The following is a 17,589-nucleotide window of genomic DNA, read 5'->3' as shown; positions in this document are numbered from 1 at the left end:
CGAGATGGCTTGGCGTCCGTGTTCAGTCCGGATCGGGTTAGGGGCAGAAGAAGCACTCCCTTGATGCCACTCTGGTGTAGCAACTTGCTTCATTTGTCCAAGACTGGCAGCAGAAGCTCTGTCAGCCCCCAGCAGCCTCCCTACTCGCCGTACATGATGCCGTTGAGGAAGCGGTACTGCTCCTCGTTCGGCTCCACCCGCTCCTCGAAGGCTTGCTCAGCCGGTGCGTCGTCTTCCAGGTAGAGGCCCTCCCAGGGAGACGACGTGATGTTTCCGGTCACTCCGTAGCGTCGGGATTTGGAGAGTTCCTCCTGGCGGGCCTGGCCTTTCTTCGGACGACGGGTGGCATGGCTGGTACCGAAAGCGGCAGAAAGTGCGCGATGTGCGATGGTCATGATGGCTTCCTCTCTGAAGTGATCGGACAATTGAAAATGTTGAATTGAACGTAACGTTCAATAGATGAACGTTGATAAAATCATGACACGAGTCACAGATTGCCCGCAAGTCTTTTGGCTGAATCATGGGAAAAATAAACATGACGTTCGTGCTATGAACGCGCGTACCCTTCGCCGCATAACTACTTGCCCGGAACATCCGAATCGGGGGCACCTGAAGCGTGCACGCCACTTCACGCATAAACCTGTCCGGTTCTGGTTCAGGAGCCCGGGCAGCCACGCCCCGCGGAGACCGCCCCCGGGCACACAATGAGCGGCCACCGACCAAAGTCAGGAGCCGCCCACTTATGCCTCTTGACAAGCGACGCTACCTATCAACTGGACCTGCTAGGGGATGAGGATGACCTTGCCCGTGGTTTTTCGGCTCTCCAGGTCACGGTGAGCCTGGGAAGCTTCGGCCAGCGGATAAGTGGCCCGATTCGGACGACCATTTCATCCGAAAGGACGGCCGAGAAGATCTCCTCCGCTCGCCAGCGTCGTTCCTCAGCGGTCTGTAGGCAATGGGCCATGGTCGGCCGCGTCAGGAAGACGCTACCGCTGGAATTCAGGCGCTGAATATCGAACGGAGGGACTGGCCCCTAGGCTGCACCGACCAGGACGAGCATTCCTTGGATTTTCACGCTGGCGAGGGAGCCATCGAACGTGTCCCTGCCGATGCCGTCGTAGACGCAGTCGGCCCCGATACCGTCAGTGAGTTCTCGGACTTTGTCCTCGAAGCCGTCATACCGCAGGACGACGTCGGCTCCAGCACTGCGGGCAACCTCCTCCTTACCGTCATCGGACACAGTAGTCATGACGCGTGCATCTTTGGCCTTCAGAAGCTGAATCGGCAGCGATCCGACTCCGCCGGCCCCGGCATGGATAAGCACCGTGTGGCTCTGCCGGGCGGTCATGCTTTGGGAAAGCAGTGCAGCCGCCGGCTCGTTGCTGATGCCCTGAGGTATGGGGAACACCTTGTCTCGGCATATGTCAGAGCGCTTTCCGCCGGGGCGACCCGGTCACTAACAGCAAAACTTTCCGCTCCCTCGCCGAGGGCTATGACAGTTCCTTGCTCCAGCTATTCGCCCCAGACTGCTACCGGGTCACCGAGGACTTCCTCGTTGACATCGAGGCCCAGGCCTGGGACGTCCGGAGGGAGGACTCCGCCGTCCTTGAAGAGGAAGTCGAATTTTGCGGTGTCAACGCTGAGCATGTCCTGGCAATTAAGAACGCACCTTAGGATGCGGGGTGGAACGGTAGCCCCGAGATGGGCGATCGCGGCGAAGGCGATGGCCGATCCGGCCGTTTCCTGCACGCTGATCGTCAGTCCGGCGGCGCGAGCGATGTCGCGGTGGCCCCTTCCCCGCGTCAGTCCGCCTGCCTTGGAGATCTTGAGTCCGATCCCATCGGCTACATCGTTGGCGATGGCCCACGTGATGTCCTCGTCCTGTTGGGCAAGTTCGTCAACGATGATCGGGTACGGACACCGCTGCCTGAGCGACATGGTTTCGCGCCATGTGGCGCACGGGGCCTCCAGGACGAAATCAAGGCCAGGCGGGAGCATGCGGAGCATCCGCAAGGCCGTTTCCGGGATCAGCCCGCCGTTAGCGTCGACGATGAAGTATTCCCCGGGACGTTTATCGGCCAAGGAAGCGGCGATCCGTTCAGCATCCAGCGCCGGTCCCCCTTCGCTGTCGAGGGCACCGATCTTGATGGAATGGCCGAGGTACCCGCGCGCCCGGTGTTCAGCAACGCGATGGCGCATGTCCTCAGGGTCGCCCGCATAAATCGAGGAAATCATGGGCATGGGAATCCCGGTGGAGCCTCCGAGGAGCTCGGAGTCAGGCAGGCTCACCGACTTGCCGAAGATGTCCCAGCAAGCAACATCGAGCGGCGTTTTGGCATGGTTGTGGCCGACAAGGGTGGCGTCCATGAGGTCGTTGATGCGGTCGGCCTGGCGCGGATCGCGGCCGAGGAGAGCGGGTGCTAGTTCAGCAATGCCGGCCCTGGCTCCGAGCGCGTGCGCGGCGATGTAAGTCGATCCGAAGGGAGTGCTCTCACCCCATCCTTGCGTTCCGTCGTCGCACGTGATCCTGACGATCGAAGAGTCGAACGAGGTGTACGTGCGTCCGCCGGAGAGCAGGTATGTGCCTCCGGCGTACGGAAGGTCTACCTGGAAAAGTTCGATGCGTGCGATCTTCACTGTGTGGCCTCGGTTCCGTTTGTGTCGGGTGTTGTGTTTGCGGGTGTGACGGGCGGCGGGATGAGAACGAGCTTTGCGGTGTGTTTCTTGGAGAGGAAGTCCTGCTGTGCCTGCGCAATCTCAGACAGGGGGTACGTGTTGGAGACAACGGGGCGTATCTCGTTGCGCTCGACGTAGCCGATGAGGTTTTCGAATACTTCATCGTCCTGGAAGGTGCAGCCCAATAGTTGGAGGTCCCTCAGGTAAATGGTGCGAAGGTCGATGTCAGCGTGCGGGCCGTCGATGGCCCCGGCGATGGCGTAGCGTCCGCCAGCGCGCAGCAGGTCCAGGCGCTGCGCCGTTTGGGAACCGCCCACAATGTCGACCACGACGTCGATGGAGTTGCTTCCGAGCGCCTCCAAGAGGTCGGCGCCCCTGTCGAGCGTCTGGTCTGCACCCCGGGCCTTGACCTCGGCTGCCTTTGCCGGTGAGCAGACTGCGATCACCGTAGCGCCACGGCGTTTGGCGAGCTGAACGGCTGCCAGGCCGACGCCGCCGGAGGCTCCGGTAATCAGGACCCGTTCTGCGCCGACGCCTGCACGGTGCAGCATGTTTTCTGCTGTCGAGTAGGCACAGGGAATCGATGCAAGCTCCGCATCGGTCCAGTCCGAGCGCACAGGGTGAGCCTCGCGGGCAGGGGCCACGGTGAACTGGGCAAACCCGCCGTCACATTCAGCGCCCAAGGTCCAGCATTCGAAGGGACGGTATCCAACGTAGCTGCGCAGCATGTTCCGGACGAGGACCCGCTCGCCGATCCGTTCCTCGGACACGCCCTCACCGACGGCGGCGATGCGTCCGCAAACGTCCGCGCCTTGGATCCGGGGAAAGGCCATCGCTTCACCCGACCAGGCCGCGTCGGAAGTGGTGATAGTCGCGAACCCGTCCGTGCCTCCGGCGTTCGTACCCGACGCAACGGCCTTGGAATACCATCCGATCCGCGTGTTGATGTCCGTGTTGTTGATGGCCGCGGCGGCGACCTCGATGAGCACCTCCCCCTGCTGTGGGCGGGGAACGGCGACGTCGGTGCGGTAGTCGAGTTTGTCGAGCCCGCCGTGGCCTGTGAGCAACACTGCGGCCATGGTCTCGGGCAACGAAATCCGGCTCATCCCTTTGGCTTTGGGGTCTAGGCCGGCTACTACTTGGTTGTTGTTCATTGCGCTCCAATGATTCGTACTTGATTTCACAGAGTTTCAGAAAGGCAGCGGCAGCCTTGCCGTCCTGCCGCCGTCGAGCACTACGACCTCGCCAGTCAGGAAGCCTGACTTGTCGCCCGCCAGGTAGACGGCAAGGTCTCCGACGTCTTCGGGCCGCCCGACTCGCCCTAGCGGGTGTAGGCGGTTCAGGGCCTCGAGGATGGCTGCTGGATCAGCTTGGCTGTCCAGATAGCTTTCGCTCAGTTCGGAGGAAATCCATCCGGGAGCGATCGCGTTGCATCGGATGTTGTCCTTGCCAAGATCCACCGCCAGGGCGCGCGTCATTCCGTGGATGCCCGCCTTGGACGCGCAGTATGCGGCATGGCTTGGGTTGGCCGCGAGGCCCTCAATGGAGCCGATGTTGATGATGCTTCCCCCGCCACGCCGGCGCATGTGCGGCAGTGCAGCTTGCGTCAGGAACAGCGGTGCCCTCATGTTGATGGCAATCATCAGGTCCCACTCCTCCGGCCTGATCTCGGAGACGCTTCGCTCAAACATGATGCCAGCGTTGTTGACCAGGATGTCGACACCGCCGAACTGCTCGACCGCGCGTTCCACCGCAGGGGAAATTGCCGACGAGTCGCTCACGTCCGCTTGGATGCCGAGAACCCCGGCGTGCTTGTCCAGTTCAGAGTCCAGCGGCCGGCGCTGGAGGATCGCCACCTGCGCTCCTTCCTCCAGGAACCGATCGACGATGCCACGGCCGATGCCTTGACCGCCGCCGGTGATCAGGGCGATCTTTCCTTCCAATTGCATCGGCTTTCCTATCTCGAGCAGCGCGGGCTCATCTTTGAGCTTCCAGCCGGTGGCGCATCTTGTCCACGCTACTCATGTAAGTGAAAGATCGTCCCCCGGCGCCAGGAAGCGCTGCGGAACGCGGCCGACAAGCTTATATCCCACGAGTCGGTCGCCGTTCGCGACTGCGTGGCTGACGTTGATCTTCTGCACTTCGAATGCGGCATCGGCGTCGAGGGCCGGCCAGGTTTCGGTTGGTGCGGCGATGGGCTCGCCCTGCAGCCGGGCGGTGCGGAGGGTGTCCACGATGTCCTCAAGTGTGGTGCTAGGCATGGAATGAAGTTCCTTCGAAAATTTGTGAACATTCGGCCCCGGACGAGCGCTGGGTGAACCAGGTACTTCCGGGGCCGCCAGCCGTGGGCTCAGGTATTCAGCGCGTCGGGATGACCGTCTCGCCGTTGACGAGCCGGCTTACCTTCCAGGGGTTGGAATCCTGCAGGGCCGACGGAAGCAGCTGTTCGGGGAAGTTCTGGTAGGAGACCGGCCGCAGGAAGCGGTTGATGGCCAGCGTGCCGACCGACGTCGTGCGCAAGTCGGAGGTTGCCGGGTACGGGCCGCCGTGGACCATGGCGTGGCCAACTTCCACTCCGGTAGGCCATCCATTGATGATGATCCTGCCGACCTTGCGTTCCAGGAACGGGATAAGGGGTGCAACAGAGGCATAGTCCTCGCCGGTCGCGTGGACGGAGGCGGTCAGCTGGCCCTCGAGTTTGTTGGTCGCATCGAGGAGGTCCTCCACGCTCTTGTACCGGACTATCAGGCTGGCCGCTCCGAAAATCTCCTCGTGGAGAACGCTGTTAGCGGCGAAAACGTCAAGGTCCGCGCCGAAAACCGCCGGCGCAGGGGCGTTGGCCGTGGTGCCGGCCTGCCCGCGCGCGATCAGGTCAACGTCGGCAACGGACTCGACCGAGTCGAAGCCCTGTTGCCAGGATGAGGCGATTCCGTCGGTCAGCATTGTCTGTCCTGCCTGTCCGATGACCGCCTTGGCGACGGCTTCGGCGAGCCGGTCCCCCGCCTCTCCTGCCGGCACGAACAGGAGCCCGGGCGAGGTGCACAGCTGGCCCGAGCTGCCCGTGACGGAGGTGACGTATTGGCGTGCCAAGGTGTCGACGTCGCCGCGGAGGGCACCCGGCAGTACGTAGACCGGGTTGATCGAGGACATTTCGGCGTAGACCGGGATGGGTTCGGGGCGGGCTGCGGCCGTGCGCATCAGCGCTGTGCCGCCGGCGCGGGAACCTGTGAAGCCGATCGCCTTGATGGCGGGCTCGGCGGCCAGGGCCTGCCCGATGCTTGCACCCGCGCCGTAGACAAGGGAGAAAACACCCGGGTGCAGGCCGAGCTCGCGGACGGCCTGCACGATTGCCTGACCTACAAGCTCCGAGGTGCCGGGGTGGGCGTTATGTGCCTTCACGATCACGGGGCAGCCTGCCGCAAACGCCGAGGCGGTGTCACCGCCTGCGACCGCGAAGGCCAGCGGAAAGTTGCTGGCACCGAAGACGGCGACCGGTCCCAACGGGATCTGCCGGAGCCTGATGTCCGCACGAGGCAGCGGCGCGCGATCCGGCAGGGCCGGGTCGATGCGGACGCCGCGGAAGTCGCCCCGGCGGACCACGTTGGCGAACAGGCGTAGTTGGCCGGTGGTGCGTGCGCGTTCGCCGCGCAGCCGCTCAGCTCCCAGCCCCGTTTCTGCCGAAGCCCGGATGATGAGTTCCTCTCCGATGGTTTCGATGTTGTCCGCGATGCTCTCCAGGAACAGCGCGTGCGGTTCGGGGTGTAGGTTACTGAAGGATTCAAAGGCGTCGGCGGCTGCGTCGGTTGCTGATTTGAGCTGAGCGTCGCTGACCAGCGTGTAGGCCGGTTCCAACTTTTCGTTCGTGGCCGGGTTCATCCCGTACGTCGTGCCGGTTGTTCCGGCAACAGTGTTCCCTGCGATGAGGGAATGTCCTTTAAGTGTCATTGTCGCGCCTCCTTGCGCGGGTGAAGCATGTCAGGGTCCCGGCAGTCGGCGGCTGGGTCCTCTTGTTGGACGCCAGGGCAGGATTGACTGCTTAGGCGTTTCCGGCGCCCAAGTGCCAGATGCCCAGTGCCGAGAGAAGTTCACGCGGGTCCCAGACAACCCATTCCTCGGCAAGCTTCTCGCCGTCGAAACGGAGGAAGGATGCTCCGGTGACGACGACGCTCCGGCCTGTGGCCGGCACATCCATGAACGTGCCCTGGTGCGTGCCGCGGGTCCGCCAATGGATTGCCACGTTGTCGCCGTCTTCGATGATCTGCAGGATCTCGATATCTGAATCCGGGAATGCTGTGTGCATTGCCTCGATTGTCTTACGCAAGCTGCCGTAATCCTCGGTCCCGGACTTGGACCGGCGAATATATCCGGGGGCCAGGATTCGCTCGAATGCGGCCAGATCCCCGTCCCCCCAGGCGCCGTTCCACGCTTTGAGAATTGTCTCTTGCCTGATGCTCATGATGCGCTCCTTGTTTCTTCCGGGGCAGGGATTTCGATCTGCTGGTACTGGCCAAACTTTCCGCCCCTGAACAGCAGGGCGTCGCCATTACCTTCGCTCATATGGGTGACGGCGCCGACAACCATGTAGTGGTCGCCTACTACGACTTCCGCAGTGACGACACAGTCGATGTAGGCCGCCGCCCCGTCAAAGTGCGGGGTACCGAGAGGTCCGGGGGTGCAGGGCAGATCCTCGAATTTCCTGGGCCCTTTCCGGGACAGTGAACGGCAGATGCTGATCTGGTCATCGGCAAGGATGTTCGCGGTAAAGCTTTGTAGTTTGCGAAGTTTGGGCCAGGTGGAGGAGGACTTGTCGACGCAGAACATGACCAGGGGCGGCTCCAGGGAGAGCGACTGGAAGGTTCCGACGACCAGGCCGAGTTCTTCATCGTCGTCGTTGATACCGGTGATGGCCACAACGCCGGTGGGGAGTTTGCCAAGGACCTGGCGGTAATAGGCGGGAGTGATGTCCGTGTCCGGAGTCGTCTCGGTGGGAGGGGTGATATCCATGTCGGTGTTCCTTTTGTCTACTTTCTTAAGGCCGCGATGCTCTGTTTAGTTGGACGGCGTAACGGTGCTTTCGCGGACGGTGCCGAAGCGGCCGCCATGGAAGATGAGGGGGTTTCCCTCACCGGTCGTCATTTCGAGGATGCTCGCGATGACGATCAGGTGGTCCCCGGCGACGATCTGTCTCTCGATGCTGCAGTCGAACCACGCGAGCGAGCCCTGGATGTGAGGAGTACCCCAATCGGATTCACACCAGTCCACGCCGTTGAGCTTGTCATCGCCTTTGGCCGAGAGTGCCCGGCACACGTGCTGCTGGTCTTCAGCAAGCAGGCTGACGCTGAACCGATCAACCCAAGCGATCTTCGGCCAACTGGTGGACGTATGGGTGACGCTGAACGTCACCAACGCGGGTTCCATTGAAAGGGAGGCGAACGTTCCGACGATCATGCCGTTTTGCTTACCGGTGACGGTATCGGTGGAGCAGATGGCGGCAACGCCGGTGGGCAGGTGCCGCATGACGGCCCGGTAGTGGTCCGAGGCGATAGGGCGGGCTTCGAGTGCCGGGGCGCTCATGACTGTTCCTCCAGTACGGCGGCCTTCAGTTCTGCGTGGACGTTCCGGCCGGCGCGCAAGCCGCTTTCGATGGCTCCGTCGAAGAAGCCGGCCCAGATGTTCGCGGTATCGCTGCTGGCAAAATGCAGCGCTCCTTCGCTGGCTTGCTGCGCCAGGTGGTATTTGGTGAGCTGGCCGGGCCGCTGGATCTGCCAGGTTTCCTCGGCGTATGGGTCTTCGCCCCATTTGTGACCGGTGACCTCAAGAACTTCCAGGTCGTCGCGCCAGACCTCGATGGCTTCCTGGACCTGCTCGCGATCGGTGACGTCGATGCGGTTCGCATCGGCCCCGAAGCCCACCATCACGGCGTCGTCTTCTCCGAGGAACTCGGTGCGGATCACGGAGAGCGGTTTGTCCTGGGCAGAGTACGCGAAGAACGGCTTGATGGGTCCCCGTTCTCCTCGACGACCGACCCGGATCCAGGCCTTGACACCCTGGGAGGCGGTCTTTTCCCTGCTGGGTGCGAGCTTTCCCTCGGACAGGGCGGGCTCGACGTCGAGCTTATGCAGCACGTTCTGCGGCAGCGTGATGACCACTTTTTTGGCCTGGATTTCCTGTCCATCGCCGTAAGTGATCGTGGCTCCATCGGCGTTGTGGCGGACGGCGGTTACCGGGGTGTTGAGGCGAATGTCCGCGTTGGTGTCCCCGGCAATGGCATTAGCCAGCCCGTCGTTGCCGTTCTTCAGGCGGAAGATCGCGGAGGCCTCATGCATCAGGTGCCAGTGTCCTGAGGATCCGGCGGTCCATCGCAGAGCGTTGACGTAGGCGCACTGATCCAGCGGGGCGTTGAAGTGGCCGACCCAGGCGGCCTCGTTCGCGTTCCGCTCGTCTTCCGAGAGGTCCAGCTTGTCCAGCATTTCCTGCAGGTTGTACTGATCGACCTCTGCCAAGTTCTCCACAGTCAGTGGTGCATCCGGTCGGGGGAGCCACTTCACGGTGTCTTCCAGCAGCCGGGTCATGCCCGGGTCGATCAGCTTCATGAAGTCGTCCAAGTTGCCGCGCCGCACCTCGCTACCGGCGAGCCAGTAGGTTTCCTCCGAGCGCGGACCCCGGGAGACCTCCAGGCCGTAGCGGGTGACCTCGGCCCAGACGTGGGGCTGGGTCCAGTGCAGCCAGTTGCCGCCGAGCTCCAGGTTCTGGCCCAGGCGGCGCTCCGTCCACAAACGGCCGCCAAGGCGGTCCCGGGCTTCCAGCACAACCACGGCGTGGCCGCGGTTGCCGAGCTCACGGGCAGAGATGAGGCCGGCAAGACCGGCACCGATGACGACGACGTCAGTCTGTTCAGTCATTGAAGTATCTTTCGTTGATCTGTCCGTTGGGGCTGGGGCTTAGCGGCTGGAGTCCGTGAGGCGCCTGGCACGCTCTGCCGTTGCGGGGTGGCCGTCCAAGGTGTGCTTGTGCCCGGGGAAGAGCTTTTCGCGCAGGGTGACGGGTTCCTGTTCCTCGGAGCGCGCCGGGGCAACAATCCCCTGGGCACGGAGTTCGGGGAGAGCCAGCTCGATGAAGTCTTCCCAGCTCCCCGGCTTGGTGGTGTAGCTGAGGTTGATGCCGTCGACGTCGGCCTCGTCGCGCCAGCGGCGCAGTTCGGCGGAGACCGTCTCCGGGGAACCGATGACTGTGGACCCGGTGCCGCCGACGGCGAGGAATTCCGCGATCTGGCGCGGGGTCCAGTCCCGGTCTAGGTCGGCCGCGGAGAACATGTCCACCATGGACTGCCCCGCCTTCGTTCCGACGGACCTCAAGGGCACGTCCAGCTCGTACGTGGACATGTCGATGCCGGTCCAACCGCTGAAGCGAGCCAGGATTCCATCGATCGGTGCGTTCTCCACGGCCTTGCGGTACTTTGCCTGGGCTTCTTCATCGGTGGGTGCCACCACCACGGTGAGCAGGATGACAACCTTGACGTCGCGGGGATCGCGACCTGCCTCTGCCACCGCCTGCCGGAGCCTGGCCACCGTGCGCTTGGCGCCCTCCACGGAAGTGCTCTGGATAAAGACCGCTTCGGCGTGCTTGCCACCGAAGGCCATGCCCCTGGAGGAAGAACCTGCCTGGAACAGGGCCGGGGTGCGCTGCGGGGAAGGCTCGCAGAGGTGGAACCCGGGCACCGTGAAGTACTCGCCGGAATGGTTGATCTGGTGCACCTTCGCGGGGTCGATGTACGTGGCCGATGCAGTGTCCCGGACGACGGCGTCTTCTTCGAAGGAGCCTTCCCAGAGCTTGTAGACGACGTCCATGTACTCGTCGGCCATGTCGTAGCGCTCTTGGGGGGTGAGCTGCTGTTCCTTGCCGAGGTTCCGTGCGGCGGCCTCTGAGTACGAGGTGACGATGTTCCAGCCCACGCGTCCGGAGGTGAGGTGATCCAGGCTGCTGAACTTGCGGGCGAGCAGATACGGCGGCTCATAGGTGGCCGAGCAGGTCACGCCGAAGGTGAGGTGCTTCGTCACGGCGGCCATGCCGCTGATCAGCACGGTCGGGTCGTTGATGGGGAACTGCGCCGCATCACGCAGGGCAGCATCCCCGTTCCCCCGGAAGACATCGTGGTAGCCGAGGTTATCCGCGAAGAAGATCCCGTCGAAGCTGGCTTCCTCAAGCATCCTGGCGATACCCGTCCAGTATTGAAGGTCGGTATAGCGGTGGCCTTGGTCGCCTTCGTTCCGCCAGGAGCCGGATGTGAGGTGGGCCGGGGCGAAGACGTCGAAGGCGAAGAGGCTCAGGGGTTCGTTTTTCATGGCAGCGGTGCTTCCTTGGACTGCGCCGGACAGGGCGACAACTTGTTCCGAGAACGTTCACTTATTGAACATTACGTTCAAATTTTATTATGAACACTGCGTTCAATGTAAATGTAGCGTGGCTCACTGTCAAGGTAGGACGATAGGGCGCGTCGCACACTGCGCAGGTCGGAACGGATTTTCGCCCGGCGCGCCGCTTCTCCCCATCCGCCGGGGAAGGCCAATGCGCACCGAAGATTTCCCGTTGCGAGCTGAGACTGAACGCCTGGTTCGCAACTTGAAAGGCCCTAAGATGAGATGTGTAATCAAGGTCGTCGGGGCCTTTCAGCGGACGGGGAGCAGGAGCGGAAATGGCATCGGTACAAAGTGCAGCGCCGGAACAAGCACCAGTGGACGACGAGGCGTCAACTCCGCAGGAGCCCTTTGACCTGACCAACAAATCCGTCATCAAGGCCACCGTGTTGCTCAAGGAACTCGGCCGCCACCGGGAAGGCATCACCGTCACCGAACTGGCGCAAGCGGTTAAGATGACGCGACCAACAGCGTTCCGCCTGCTCCTGAGCTTGGAACAGACCGGTTTTGTCGAACGCGTGGATAACCGCTATCTGCTTGGATGGCAAGTCGCGCGCCTGGGCAGGCTGGCCGATCCGTATGCGGGCGCGGTTGCCAAGATCCAGCCCATCCTGGACGAGTACGCGGCCAGGCTCAATGAGACCTTCAGCTTCGTCATTGTGCGCGGCGACTGGGACCACCAGGTGATCGCCGAAGCCTCAGCCTCACGCTACCTCAGCGCATCCCACCAGTACCTAGGCGGAAGCTACCCGCTGCATGCCAGCGCGACCGGAAAGTTGATTCTCGCCGAGCAGAGCGACGAAAAAGTCGCGGCGGAACTGCCTAAAAAGCTGGAGTCCTACACGCTGCAGACCATCACCAACCGGGACGAACTTCTCCGCGAGTTGGGCAAGGTCCGGGAGCAGGGCTACGCAATCCTCGACAACGAGCTCGAAGACGGCCTGTTCGCGGTCGGATGCCCGGTCAGGGATCCCGCCGGAGAACTCATTGGCATTGTGACGATCAACGGGCCCACGCAGCGACTCAAGTCGGACCGCCTTCCCGAAACGATCGACAAACTTCGCCAGTCCGCGGAAGAAATCGCCAAGGCCCTGGCCTAATCGCCCGCGGGCCTGACCCTTCGAAGCGCGGGGATGACGCCTGTTTGAAATTCAGCGAATGGTCCTCGACCGGCCGTCCCGGAGCTGGTTCAGGCAACGTCGCGCAAGGCTCTTGCTGAGTCCGGCCCGGCGCGCCAAGTCGACGGCGGTCCCCTTTGGCCGCCCTTCCCTGTTCTCTGCTTCAAGAACGGTAGCCACACGTTGGATCGCCCATGCGGGCAGCGAAGCTTGGGGACTCATGCGATTGTTCCTGTCGTGGTTCGCTGCATCCTGAGCGATTGGCAATACCGGTAGATTCGGATACCGGTCATAAGAAATCCCGCTCTCGGGCTGCCGGTGATCGGCCCGTCGTTCGACGTCGCATTGAATGGCCGGCATGGCAAATCCGTCGCGAATCAAGTGTTCATTTAATGAACCTAGCGTTCAATATATATTGCAACTTGAGCCTCGTCAAAGGATCGGCTCCGCTTTGCCGTGAGGCGACGAGGAACATGCCGCCCCTCCGCCGCGAGCTAATTCTTCGCACGCCGTGGACTCAGCCCGGGCGGCAGGAGCCCGAAGACCTCCGGGGAAAACGGAACGCTCGGCCCGCAGGGCCCGGATCAGGGCGACGCACGAGATTGTGGCCCAAGCAATGTTCAGGGACACCGAGGGCCAGGCGTCGTGATAGAGGCCATTCAGCATCAGAGCTGCCGACCCTAACAGGTTGCAAGCTTGGAAGATCCGCCCATTGGCGATCCACCCGAGCGAGAAGGACGCATACCCGGCGAGCACGGCCAACGCTCCGAGCCACCCGCTCAATTCAGCCAATAAGGCCATTGCCGATTCTCCTCGTCCACTCATCAGCCCGCAGCGCGCGGCAAGTGGCCACGATGGTCCCGCCACTCAGATACATTCGCGCCCCCCCGCTAGATCATCATTTCTGAACACGGTATTCAAATTGACTCTTGACGCTGTGACTCAGGCCACTCTATGCTGTGTTCACTAAGCAATCAACATGTTCATCTAGTGAACAGAAGGATATTGTGGCCATGACGCATATGAGGCTCTTCGCCTTCGACTTCACCGGTCCGGCCCACTTGTCGGCCGGGTTGTGGAAGCACCCGGCGGACCGGGGCTCCGAGTACAAGTCGCTGAAGTACTGGGTGGAATACGCCCGCATGCTGGAAGAGGCGTGCTTCGATGGGATCTTCTTCGCTGACAACGTGGGATATCACGATGTCTATCGCGGCAACGTGGACGCCGCATTGAAGGACGCGGCGCAGATCCCTGCCAACGATCCTTCCTACGTCATTCCCGCGATGGCCGCCGCAACCAGGCATCTCGGTTTCGGCGTAACGTCCACGACCGCCTACGACCACCCCTACTCCCTTGCCCGGAAGTTCGCCACGCTCGATCACCTTACCGACGGACGCATCGGCTGGAATGTCGTGACGTCTTATGCAGACAGCGCGGCCAGGAATCTCGGGACCGGAGTCCAGCGTGCCCACGACGACAGGTACGAGGTAGCCGAGGAGTTCATCGAGGTTGCCCTTAAGCTCTGGGAGGCGTCGTGGGAGGACCGGGCAGTTGTGGCGGATCCCGCTTCCTCCACATATGTCGATCCGCAGCGGGTTCATCCCATCGAACACTCGGGCGAGCACTTCATGGTGCCGGGCATCGCCCTTTGCGAGCCTTCTCCTCAGCGCACCCCGGTGATCTTCCAGGCAGGAGGCTCCAGCCGCGGCGTCGCCCTCGCGGCAGCCACGGCCGAGGCCGTCTTCATGAACGCCCTGACGAAGTCGGCACTGAAGCAACAGGTCGACCGGCTCCGCCAGCAGGCTGCGGAAGCCGGAAGGAATCCAGCCCACATCGCCGTGCTGCAGATGATCACTGTGATCAGCGGAGCGACTGACGATGAAGCCCGGAAAAAGTACGAGGAGTACCGGAAGCTGGTCTCCTATGAGGGCGCCATGGCCCGGTACAGCGGGTGGAGCGGGTTGGACATGTCCACCTTCGATCCCGACGTTCCCCTGCGGCATGTCAAGACCAACGCGGGCCAGACGATGGTGGACATCTTCTCAAAGATGGACCCGGACAAGGAATGGACCCCGCGCGACATCGCCGAGTACATCGGCATCGGCGGGACCTCGCCCGTCATCGTGGGCGGTCCCGAAACGGTCGCCGACGAACTGGCCTCCTGGGTGGAGGAAACAGGCATCGATGGTTTCAACGTCTCCCATGCCGTGAAGTACCAGGACATCAAGGATTTCACCGATTTCGTGGTGCCGGAACTCCAGCGGCGCAGCCTTATGCGCACGGGGTACGACGGGTCCACACTGCGCGAGAATCTCTTCGGCGCCGGCCAGGCACGACTAGCCGAAGATCACCCCGGAGCCGTTTACCGTGACACGTTGTCCGCCAAGGCACTGTAGGAGCGTCCAGATGAGCACCGAGACGTCATCGGCTCCCGTTGGAGCCATCACCCCCAGCGACTACCGTCAGGTACTCGGCCTGCTCCCCACAGGGGTTGTGGCAATCACGGGTCTCACCGACGAAGGTAAACCCATGGGTTTCGTCGTTGGAACCTTCCAGTCCCTTTCCCTCGAGCCGGCCCTTGTCACCTTCTGCGTGGACAAGTCCTCCAGCACCTGGCCGACCCTGCGCTCCCTGGGGCGGTTCACCGCCAATATGCTCTCGATCGAGCAGCTCAGCGTCTGCAAGGCCCTCGCGCGGAAGGGTGAAGACAAGTTCCGCGGCATCGACTACGAGGAAAGTGCCATCGGCACTCCGCGAATCCTCAACTCGACAGCCTGGATCGACTGCCACGTGATCTCCGAAGTTGTTGCCGGAGACCACTACATGATCGTCGGCTCGGTATCCGCCATGGAGGCCGGTTCGGACGATGCACTGATGTTCCGCGGCGGGAAGTTCGGAGAATTCACCCTCTGGCCACCCGCTGCACCTACCGAGAAAGCCTAAACAATGAACATGTTGTCACGCATCATCGATGCCTGGAGTCGCGCCTGGGGGGAAGGGGACACCGGCGCCTTCGAAAGGATCGTCGCCAAGGACTACGTGCGCCACTCAAAGACCGGCGAAGAAGGCCTGCCCGAGGTGATTCGGCAAATCGAGGACTCGCATGCCGCATTCTCAGACTTCAAAGTCCGCATCCTGTACGCCATAGAAGACTCCGATCTCATCGCTATCAACTGGGAGAGCTATGGAAAGCACACCGGCACCTTCATGGATGTTCCGCCCACCCAGCGCGTGGTGACCGTGAACGGCGCCTCGTTCATGCGGCACAAGGACGGTCTCATCACGGAGGAATCAGTCGTGTGGGACCCGCGGGAGCTCCTGTCCTCAATGAATATCTGGCATCTCGGCAACCAAACCAGGAGCAACCCGTGAGCGCCAAGCAACTTGAAGCACAGACGAGCGATCGTACCGGGCAAGCGATGAACCCTGAGGCGCCCTTCATCCACGTGGAGCACCTTACTAAGGTCTTCCACCCAGCAAAGAGCCGGTCCCTGGGGTGGCTACGAAAGAAGTCAGCACAGGAGGGCTTCGTCGCGGTCAACGACGTCTCCTTCCAGGTACAGAAGGGACAGGTCTTCGTCATCATGGGGTTGTCCGGTTCCGGGAAGTCGACCATTATCCGCATGGTCAACCGGCTGATCGACGCCAGTGACGGAACCATTTCTGTCGATGGTAAAGATGTCCGCTCATTAGCACCCACCGAACTGCGGGCCTACCGAAACCAGACCATCAACATGGTGTTCCAGCACTTCGGGCTCTTCCCGCACAAGTCGCTGATAGACAATGTCGCCTTCGGCCTCAAGGTGCGCGGGGTGGACAAGCAGATCAGGGAAGCGAAGGCGGTCGAAGCCCTCAAGCTCGTCGGGCTCGGAGACCGCATCCATGCCATGCCGGACCAGCTCAGCGGCGGCATGAAGCAGCGGGTTGGACTGGCGCGGGCCTTGGCCACGGATGCTGAAATCCTGCTGATGGACGAACCGTTCAGTGCCTTGGATCCGCTCATCCGTAAGGACATGCAGGAACTGCTGATCAAACTGCAGCGCAACTTCAAGAAAACCATCATCTTCGTCACCCACGATCTCAACGAGGCCATGTACCTCGGGGACCGGATCATGGTGATGAAACAGGGCAAGGACATCCAGTGCGGTACTGCGCTGGACCTGCTCGAAGCCCCCGCAGATCCATACATCGAAGAATTCGTTGCCGAAGTCGATCGAAGCAGGGTCCTCACCGCGGGGATGATCGCCCGGCACACGAGCATCGCGCGAGCAACCGGGTCGCCTGCCGGAAATGAAGCCTTGCAGGTCCCGGAAGGCACCGTCCTGCATGAATTGCTGCCGATCTTCGCGGCAGGCGCCGGCCAGGTCGACGTCGTCGACAATGACGGCGAATCAATCGGAACCGTGACCGCAGGGGAAGTCTTTGCGGCACTCTCACCCAAGGGGCTCAGCAATGCGTCTTAATATAGGCGATTGGTTCGCCTCGGTCATCGACTGGATGCTTGCCAACTTCGGATGGTTCTTCGACGGCGTGGCCTGGCTCGTCAACGGGATCGTTGGCGGCGTGCAAGACACCCTCGTCGGACTGCACCCGTTCGTCATCATCGTCATGCTGGCAGCACTGGCTGCTGTGCTGACACGAAGCGTCGGCCTGACTGTCTTCTCCGTGCTGGCGTTCCTGCTCATCCTCTCCATCGGGCTCTGGGTCGAGAGCATGTCCACGCTGGCCGTGGTGCTCGTGTCCGTGCTGTTCTCCCTGGCTATCGGTATCCCCCTGGGGATCTGGGCGGCACTGAATTCCACCGTGAGCGCAGTCGTGCGTCCGATCCTGGACCTCATGCAGGCCATGCCCGTGTTCGTGTACCTCATCCCTGCCGTCTTCTTCTTCGGCGTCGGCACGGTCCCCGGCATCGCCGCTACCATCGTGTTCGCGATTCCTCCGGCCGTCCGCCTGACCGAACTGGGCATCCGCAAGCTCGACGTCGAACTCCTTGAGGCCGCCACGGCGTTCGGGGCGAAGAGAAGCCTCATCCTCAAAGACGTCCAGCTGCCGCTGGCCTTCCCCTCGATCATGGCCGGCGTCAACCAGGTCATCATGCTCGCCCTCTCCATGGTCGTCGTCGCAGGGCTGGTAGGGGCAGGCGGGCTGGGCGGCGTCGTCGTCCAAGGCGTTGCCCAGCTCGACACCGCCCGCGGCTTCGAAGGCGGAATCGCCGTCGTCATCCTTGCGGTCTACCTTGACCGTGTCACCAGCGGTGCCCAGTCCCTCGGTGACGTCCTGCGCCGCAGGCGCATCCGCAAAGAACAGAAGGCTGCGGCCGCGACCCCGGCAGCCACTGCTGCCGCAGTTGCCAACTAAACCTCCCCACCCCAACCCCCCTC

Annotated in this window: 19 protein-coding genes and 1 pseudogene; 6 read left to right on the top strand and 14 right to left on the bottom strand. The window is 62.4% G+C overall.

The genetic code is table 11. From position 1 onward, the window contains the following. Nucleotides 1–140: 140 nt before the first annotated feature. From AB4Z38_RS12245 to AB4Z38_RS12190, 12 genes and pseudogenes are all read right to left on the bottom strand, one after another. Entirely contained in the window at nucleotides 141–395 is a 255-nt protein-coding gene (locus tag AB4Z38_RS12245) for a hypothetical protein (RefSeq protein WP_441429965.1), read from the bottom strand. 387 nt (nucleotides 396–782) lie between these two features. After that, nucleotides 783–1,503 (bottom strand): annotated as a pseudogene (locus AB4Z38_RS12240) (zinc-binding dehydrogenase); the annotation flags it as partial. Nucleotides 1,504–1,512: 9 nt separating this feature from the next. Then, the gene (locus AB4Z38_RS12235; RefSeq protein ID WP_441429964.1) at nucleotides 1,513–2,637 is read right to left on the bottom strand and encodes a mandelate racemase/muconate lactonizing enzyme family protein; all 1,125 of its coding nucleotides are present in this window, start codon (nucleotides 2,635–2,637) and stop codon (nucleotides 1,513–1,515) included. Beyond that, on the bottom strand, nucleotides 2,634–3,830 hold the full coding sequence (locus AB4Z38_RS12230) for an alcohol dehydrogenase family protein (RefSeq protein ID WP_441429963.1): 1,197 nt from the start codon (nucleotides 3,828–3,830) through the stop codon (nucleotides 2,634–2,636). Before AB4Z38_RS12230 ends, AB4Z38_RS12235 begins: the two co-directional genes overlap by 4 nt. 36 nt (nucleotides 3,831–3,866) lie before the next feature. Continuing rightward, nucleotides 3,867–4,625, bottom strand: coding sequence for an SDR family NAD(P)-dependent oxidoreductase (locus AB4Z38_RS12225; RefSeq protein WP_441429962.1), 759 nt, complete (start codon nucleotides 4,623–4,625; stop codon nucleotides 3,867–3,869). A 72-nt stretch (nucleotides 4,626–4,697) separates the two neighbouring features. Then, the gene (locus AB4Z38_RS12220) at nucleotides 4,698–4,937 is read right to left on the bottom strand and encodes a hypothetical protein (RefSeq protein ID WP_441429961.1); all 240 of its coding nucleotides are present in this window, start codon (nucleotides 4,935–4,937) and stop codon (nucleotides 4,698–4,700) included. Nucleotides 4,938–5,034: 97 nt separating this feature from the next. After that, nucleotides 5,035–6,621 carry an aldehyde dehydrogenase (NADP(+)) gene (locus tag AB4Z38_RS12215; RefSeq protein WP_441429960.1) on the bottom strand — a complete coding sequence of 529 codons (1,587 nt, stop codon included), beginning with the start codon at nucleotides 6,619–6,621 and terminating at the stop codon, nucleotides 5,035–5,037. A 91-nt stretch (nucleotides 6,622–6,712) separates the two neighbouring features. Continuing rightward, entirely contained in the window at nucleotides 6,713–7,132 is a 420-nt protein-coding gene (locus AB4Z38_RS12210; RefSeq protein WP_441429959.1) for an ester cyclase, read from the bottom strand. Beyond that, a complete protein-coding gene (locus AB4Z38_RS12205; RefSeq protein WP_441429958.1) occupies nucleotides 7,129–7,680 on the bottom strand; it encodes a flavin reductase family protein in 552 nt (183 codons plus the stop codon). The genes AB4Z38_RS12210 and AB4Z38_RS12205 overlap by 4 nt, the downstream gene beginning before the upstream one ends. Before the next feature lie 45 nt (nucleotides 7,681–7,725). Then, nucleotides 7,726–8,250, bottom strand: coding sequence for a flavin reductase family protein (locus AB4Z38_RS12200; RefSeq protein WP_441429957.1), 525 nt, complete (start codon nucleotides 8,248–8,250; stop codon nucleotides 7,726–7,728). After that, a complete protein-coding gene (locus AB4Z38_RS12195; RefSeq protein ID WP_441429956.1) occupies nucleotides 8,247–9,578 on the bottom strand; it encodes a flavin monoamine oxidase family protein in 1,332 nt (443 codons plus the stop codon). The genes AB4Z38_RS12200 and AB4Z38_RS12195 overlap by 4 nt, the downstream gene beginning before the upstream one ends. 39 nt (nucleotides 9,579–9,617) lie before the next feature. Beyond that, nucleotides 9,618–11,018, bottom strand: a complete 1,401-nt coding sequence (locus AB4Z38_RS12190) for an LLM class flavin-dependent oxidoreductase (RefSeq protein WP_441429955.1) — start codon at nucleotides 11,016–11,018, stop codon at nucleotides 9,618–9,620. Between the two features lie 350 nt (nucleotides 11,019–11,368). On the opposite strand from AB4Z38_RS12190, the gene AB4Z38_RS12185 reads away from it, so the two are divergent. Continuing rightward, on the top strand, nucleotides 11,369–12,190 hold the full coding sequence (locus AB4Z38_RS12185) for an IclR family transcriptional regulator (protein ID WP_441429954.1): 822 nt from the start codon (nucleotides 11,369–11,371) through the stop codon (nucleotides 12,188–12,190). Between the two features lie 51 nt (nucleotides 12,191–12,241). On the opposite strand, the gene AB4Z38_RS12180 is transcribed toward AB4Z38_RS12185, so the two are convergent. Both AB4Z38_RS12180 and AB4Z38_RS12175 read right to left on the bottom strand, forming a co-directional pair. Continuing rightward, nucleotides 12,242–12,430 (bottom strand): helix-turn-helix domain-containing protein, encoded by a 189-nt coding sequence (locus AB4Z38_RS12180; RefSeq protein ID WP_441429953.1) that lies wholly within the window; start codon nucleotides 12,428–12,430, stop codon nucleotides 12,242–12,244. A 210-nt stretch (nucleotides 12,431–12,640) separates the two neighbouring features. Further along, nucleotides 12,641–13,009 (bottom strand): CBU_0592 family membrane protein, encoded by a 369-nt coding sequence (locus AB4Z38_RS12175; RefSeq protein WP_441429952.1) that lies wholly within the window; start codon nucleotides 13,007–13,009, stop codon nucleotides 12,641–12,643. 212 nt (nucleotides 13,010–13,221) lie between these two features. Between AB4Z38_RS12175 and AB4Z38_RS12170 the strand changes: the two genes are divergently transcribed. From AB4Z38_RS12170 to AB4Z38_RS12150, 5 genes are read left to right on the top strand one after another with little or no spacing between them, the layout of a single operon-like run. Then, nucleotides 13,222–14,604, top strand: a complete 1,383-nt coding sequence (locus AB4Z38_RS12170; protein WP_441429951.1) for an LLM class flavin-dependent oxidoreductase — start codon at nucleotides 13,222–13,224, stop codon at nucleotides 14,602–14,604. 10 nt (nucleotides 14,605–14,614) lie between these two features. Further along, nucleotides 14,615–15,151 carry a flavin reductase family protein gene (locus tag AB4Z38_RS12165; protein WP_441429950.1) on the top strand — a complete coding sequence of 179 codons (537 nt, stop codon included), beginning with the start codon at nucleotides 14,615–14,617 and terminating at the stop codon, nucleotides 15,149–15,151. A gap of 3 nt (nucleotides 15,152–15,154) precedes the next feature. Next, the gene (locus AB4Z38_RS12160; RefSeq protein ID WP_441429949.1) at nucleotides 15,155–15,580 is read left to right on the top strand and encodes an ester cyclase; all 426 of its coding nucleotides are present in this window, start codon (nucleotides 15,155–15,157) and stop codon (nucleotides 15,578–15,580) included. Further along, nucleotides 15,577–16,671, top strand: a complete 1,095-nt coding sequence (locus AB4Z38_RS12155) for a quaternary amine ABC transporter ATP-binding protein (RefSeq protein ID WP_441429948.1) — start codon at nucleotides 15,577–15,579, stop codon at nucleotides 16,669–16,671. The genes AB4Z38_RS12160 and AB4Z38_RS12155 overlap by 4 nt, the downstream gene beginning before the upstream one ends. Beyond that, nucleotides 16,661–17,566, top strand: a complete 906-nt coding sequence (locus tag AB4Z38_RS12150; protein ID WP_441429947.1) for an ABC transporter permease — start codon at nucleotides 16,661–16,663, stop codon at nucleotides 17,564–17,566. The genes AB4Z38_RS12155 and AB4Z38_RS12150 overlap by 11 nt, the downstream gene beginning before the upstream one ends. Nucleotides 17,567–17,589 lie beyond the last annotated feature (23 nt).

The organism is Arthrobacter sp. 2RAF6, from assembly GCF_052115205.1.
Lineage (GTDB): Bacteria > Actinomycetota > Actinomycetes > Actinomycetales > Micrococcaceae > Arthrobacter.
Note: the sequence above shows the minus strand (reverse complement) of the source record. Positions and strands in the feature narration are given on the sequence as shown.

Bases quoted from the DNA above. Each gene is read 5' to 3' on its own strand.
- AB4Z38_RS12165 (WP_441429950.1), top strand. From the start codon at position 14,615: ATGAGCACCGAGACGTCATCGGCTCCCGTTGGAGCCATCACCCCCAGC.
- AB4Z38_RS12220 (WP_441429961.1), bottom strand. From the start codon at position 4,937: ATGCCTAGCACCACACTTGAGGACATCGTGGACACCCTCCGCACCGCC.
- AB4Z38_RS12215 (WP_441429960.1), bottom strand. From the start codon at position 6,621: ATGACACTTAAAGGACATTCCCTCATCGCAGGGAACACTGTTGCCGGA.
- AB4Z38_RS12185 (WP_441429954.1), top strand. From the start codon at position 11,369: ATGGCATCGGTACAAAGTGCAGCGCCGGAACAAGCACCAGTGGACGAC.
- AB4Z38_RS12205 (WP_441429958.1), bottom strand. From the start codon at position 7,680: ATGGATATCACCCCTCCCACCGAGACGACTCCGGACACGGACATCACT.
- AB4Z38_RS12200 (WP_441429957.1), bottom strand. From the start codon at position 8,250: ATGAGCGCCCCGGCACTCGAAGCCCGCCCTATCGCCTCGGACCACTAC.
- AB4Z38_RS12195 (WP_441429956.1), bottom strand. From the start codon at position 9,578: ATGACTGAACAGACTGACGTCGTCGTCATCGGTGCCGGTCTTGCCGGC.
- AB4Z38_RS12245 (WP_441429965.1), bottom strand. From the start codon at position 395: ATGACCATCGCACATCGCGCACTTTCTGCCGCTTTCGGTACCAGCCAT.
- AB4Z38_RS12160 (WP_441429949.1), top strand. From the start codon at position 15,155: ATGAACATGTTGTCACGCATCATCGATGCCTGGAGTCGCGCCTGGGGG.
- AB4Z38_RS12230 (WP_441429963.1), bottom strand. From the start codon at position 3,830: ATGAACAACAACCAAGTAGTAGCCGGCCTAGACCCCAAAGCCAAAGGG.
- AB4Z38_RS12210 (WP_441429959.1), bottom strand. From the start codon at position 7,132: ATGAGCATCAGGCAAGAGACAATTCTCAAAGCGTGGAACGGCGCCTGG.
- AB4Z38_RS12180 (WP_441429953.1), bottom strand. From the start codon at position 12,430: ATGAGTCCCCAAGCTTCGCTGCCCGCATGGGCGATCCAACGTGTGGCT.
- AB4Z38_RS12175 (WP_441429952.1), bottom strand. From the start codon at position 13,009: ATGGCCTTATTGGCTGAATTGAGCGGGTGGCTCGGAGCGTTGGCCGTG.
- AB4Z38_RS12225 (WP_441429962.1), bottom strand. From the start codon at position 4,625: ATGCAATTGGAAGGAAAGATCGCCCTGATCACCGGCGGCGGTCAAGGC.
- AB4Z38_RS12170 (WP_441429951.1), top strand. From the start codon at position 13,222: ATGACGCATATGAGGCTCTTCGCCTTCGACTTCACCGGTCCGGCCCAC.
- AB4Z38_RS12150 (WP_441429947.1), top strand. From the start codon at position 16,661: ATGCGTCTTAATATAGGCGATTGGTTCGCCTCGGTCATCGACTGGATG.
- AB4Z38_RS12190 (WP_441429955.1), bottom strand. From the start codon at position 11,018: ATGAAAAACGAACCCCTGAGCCTCTTCGCCTTCGACGTCTTCGCCCCG.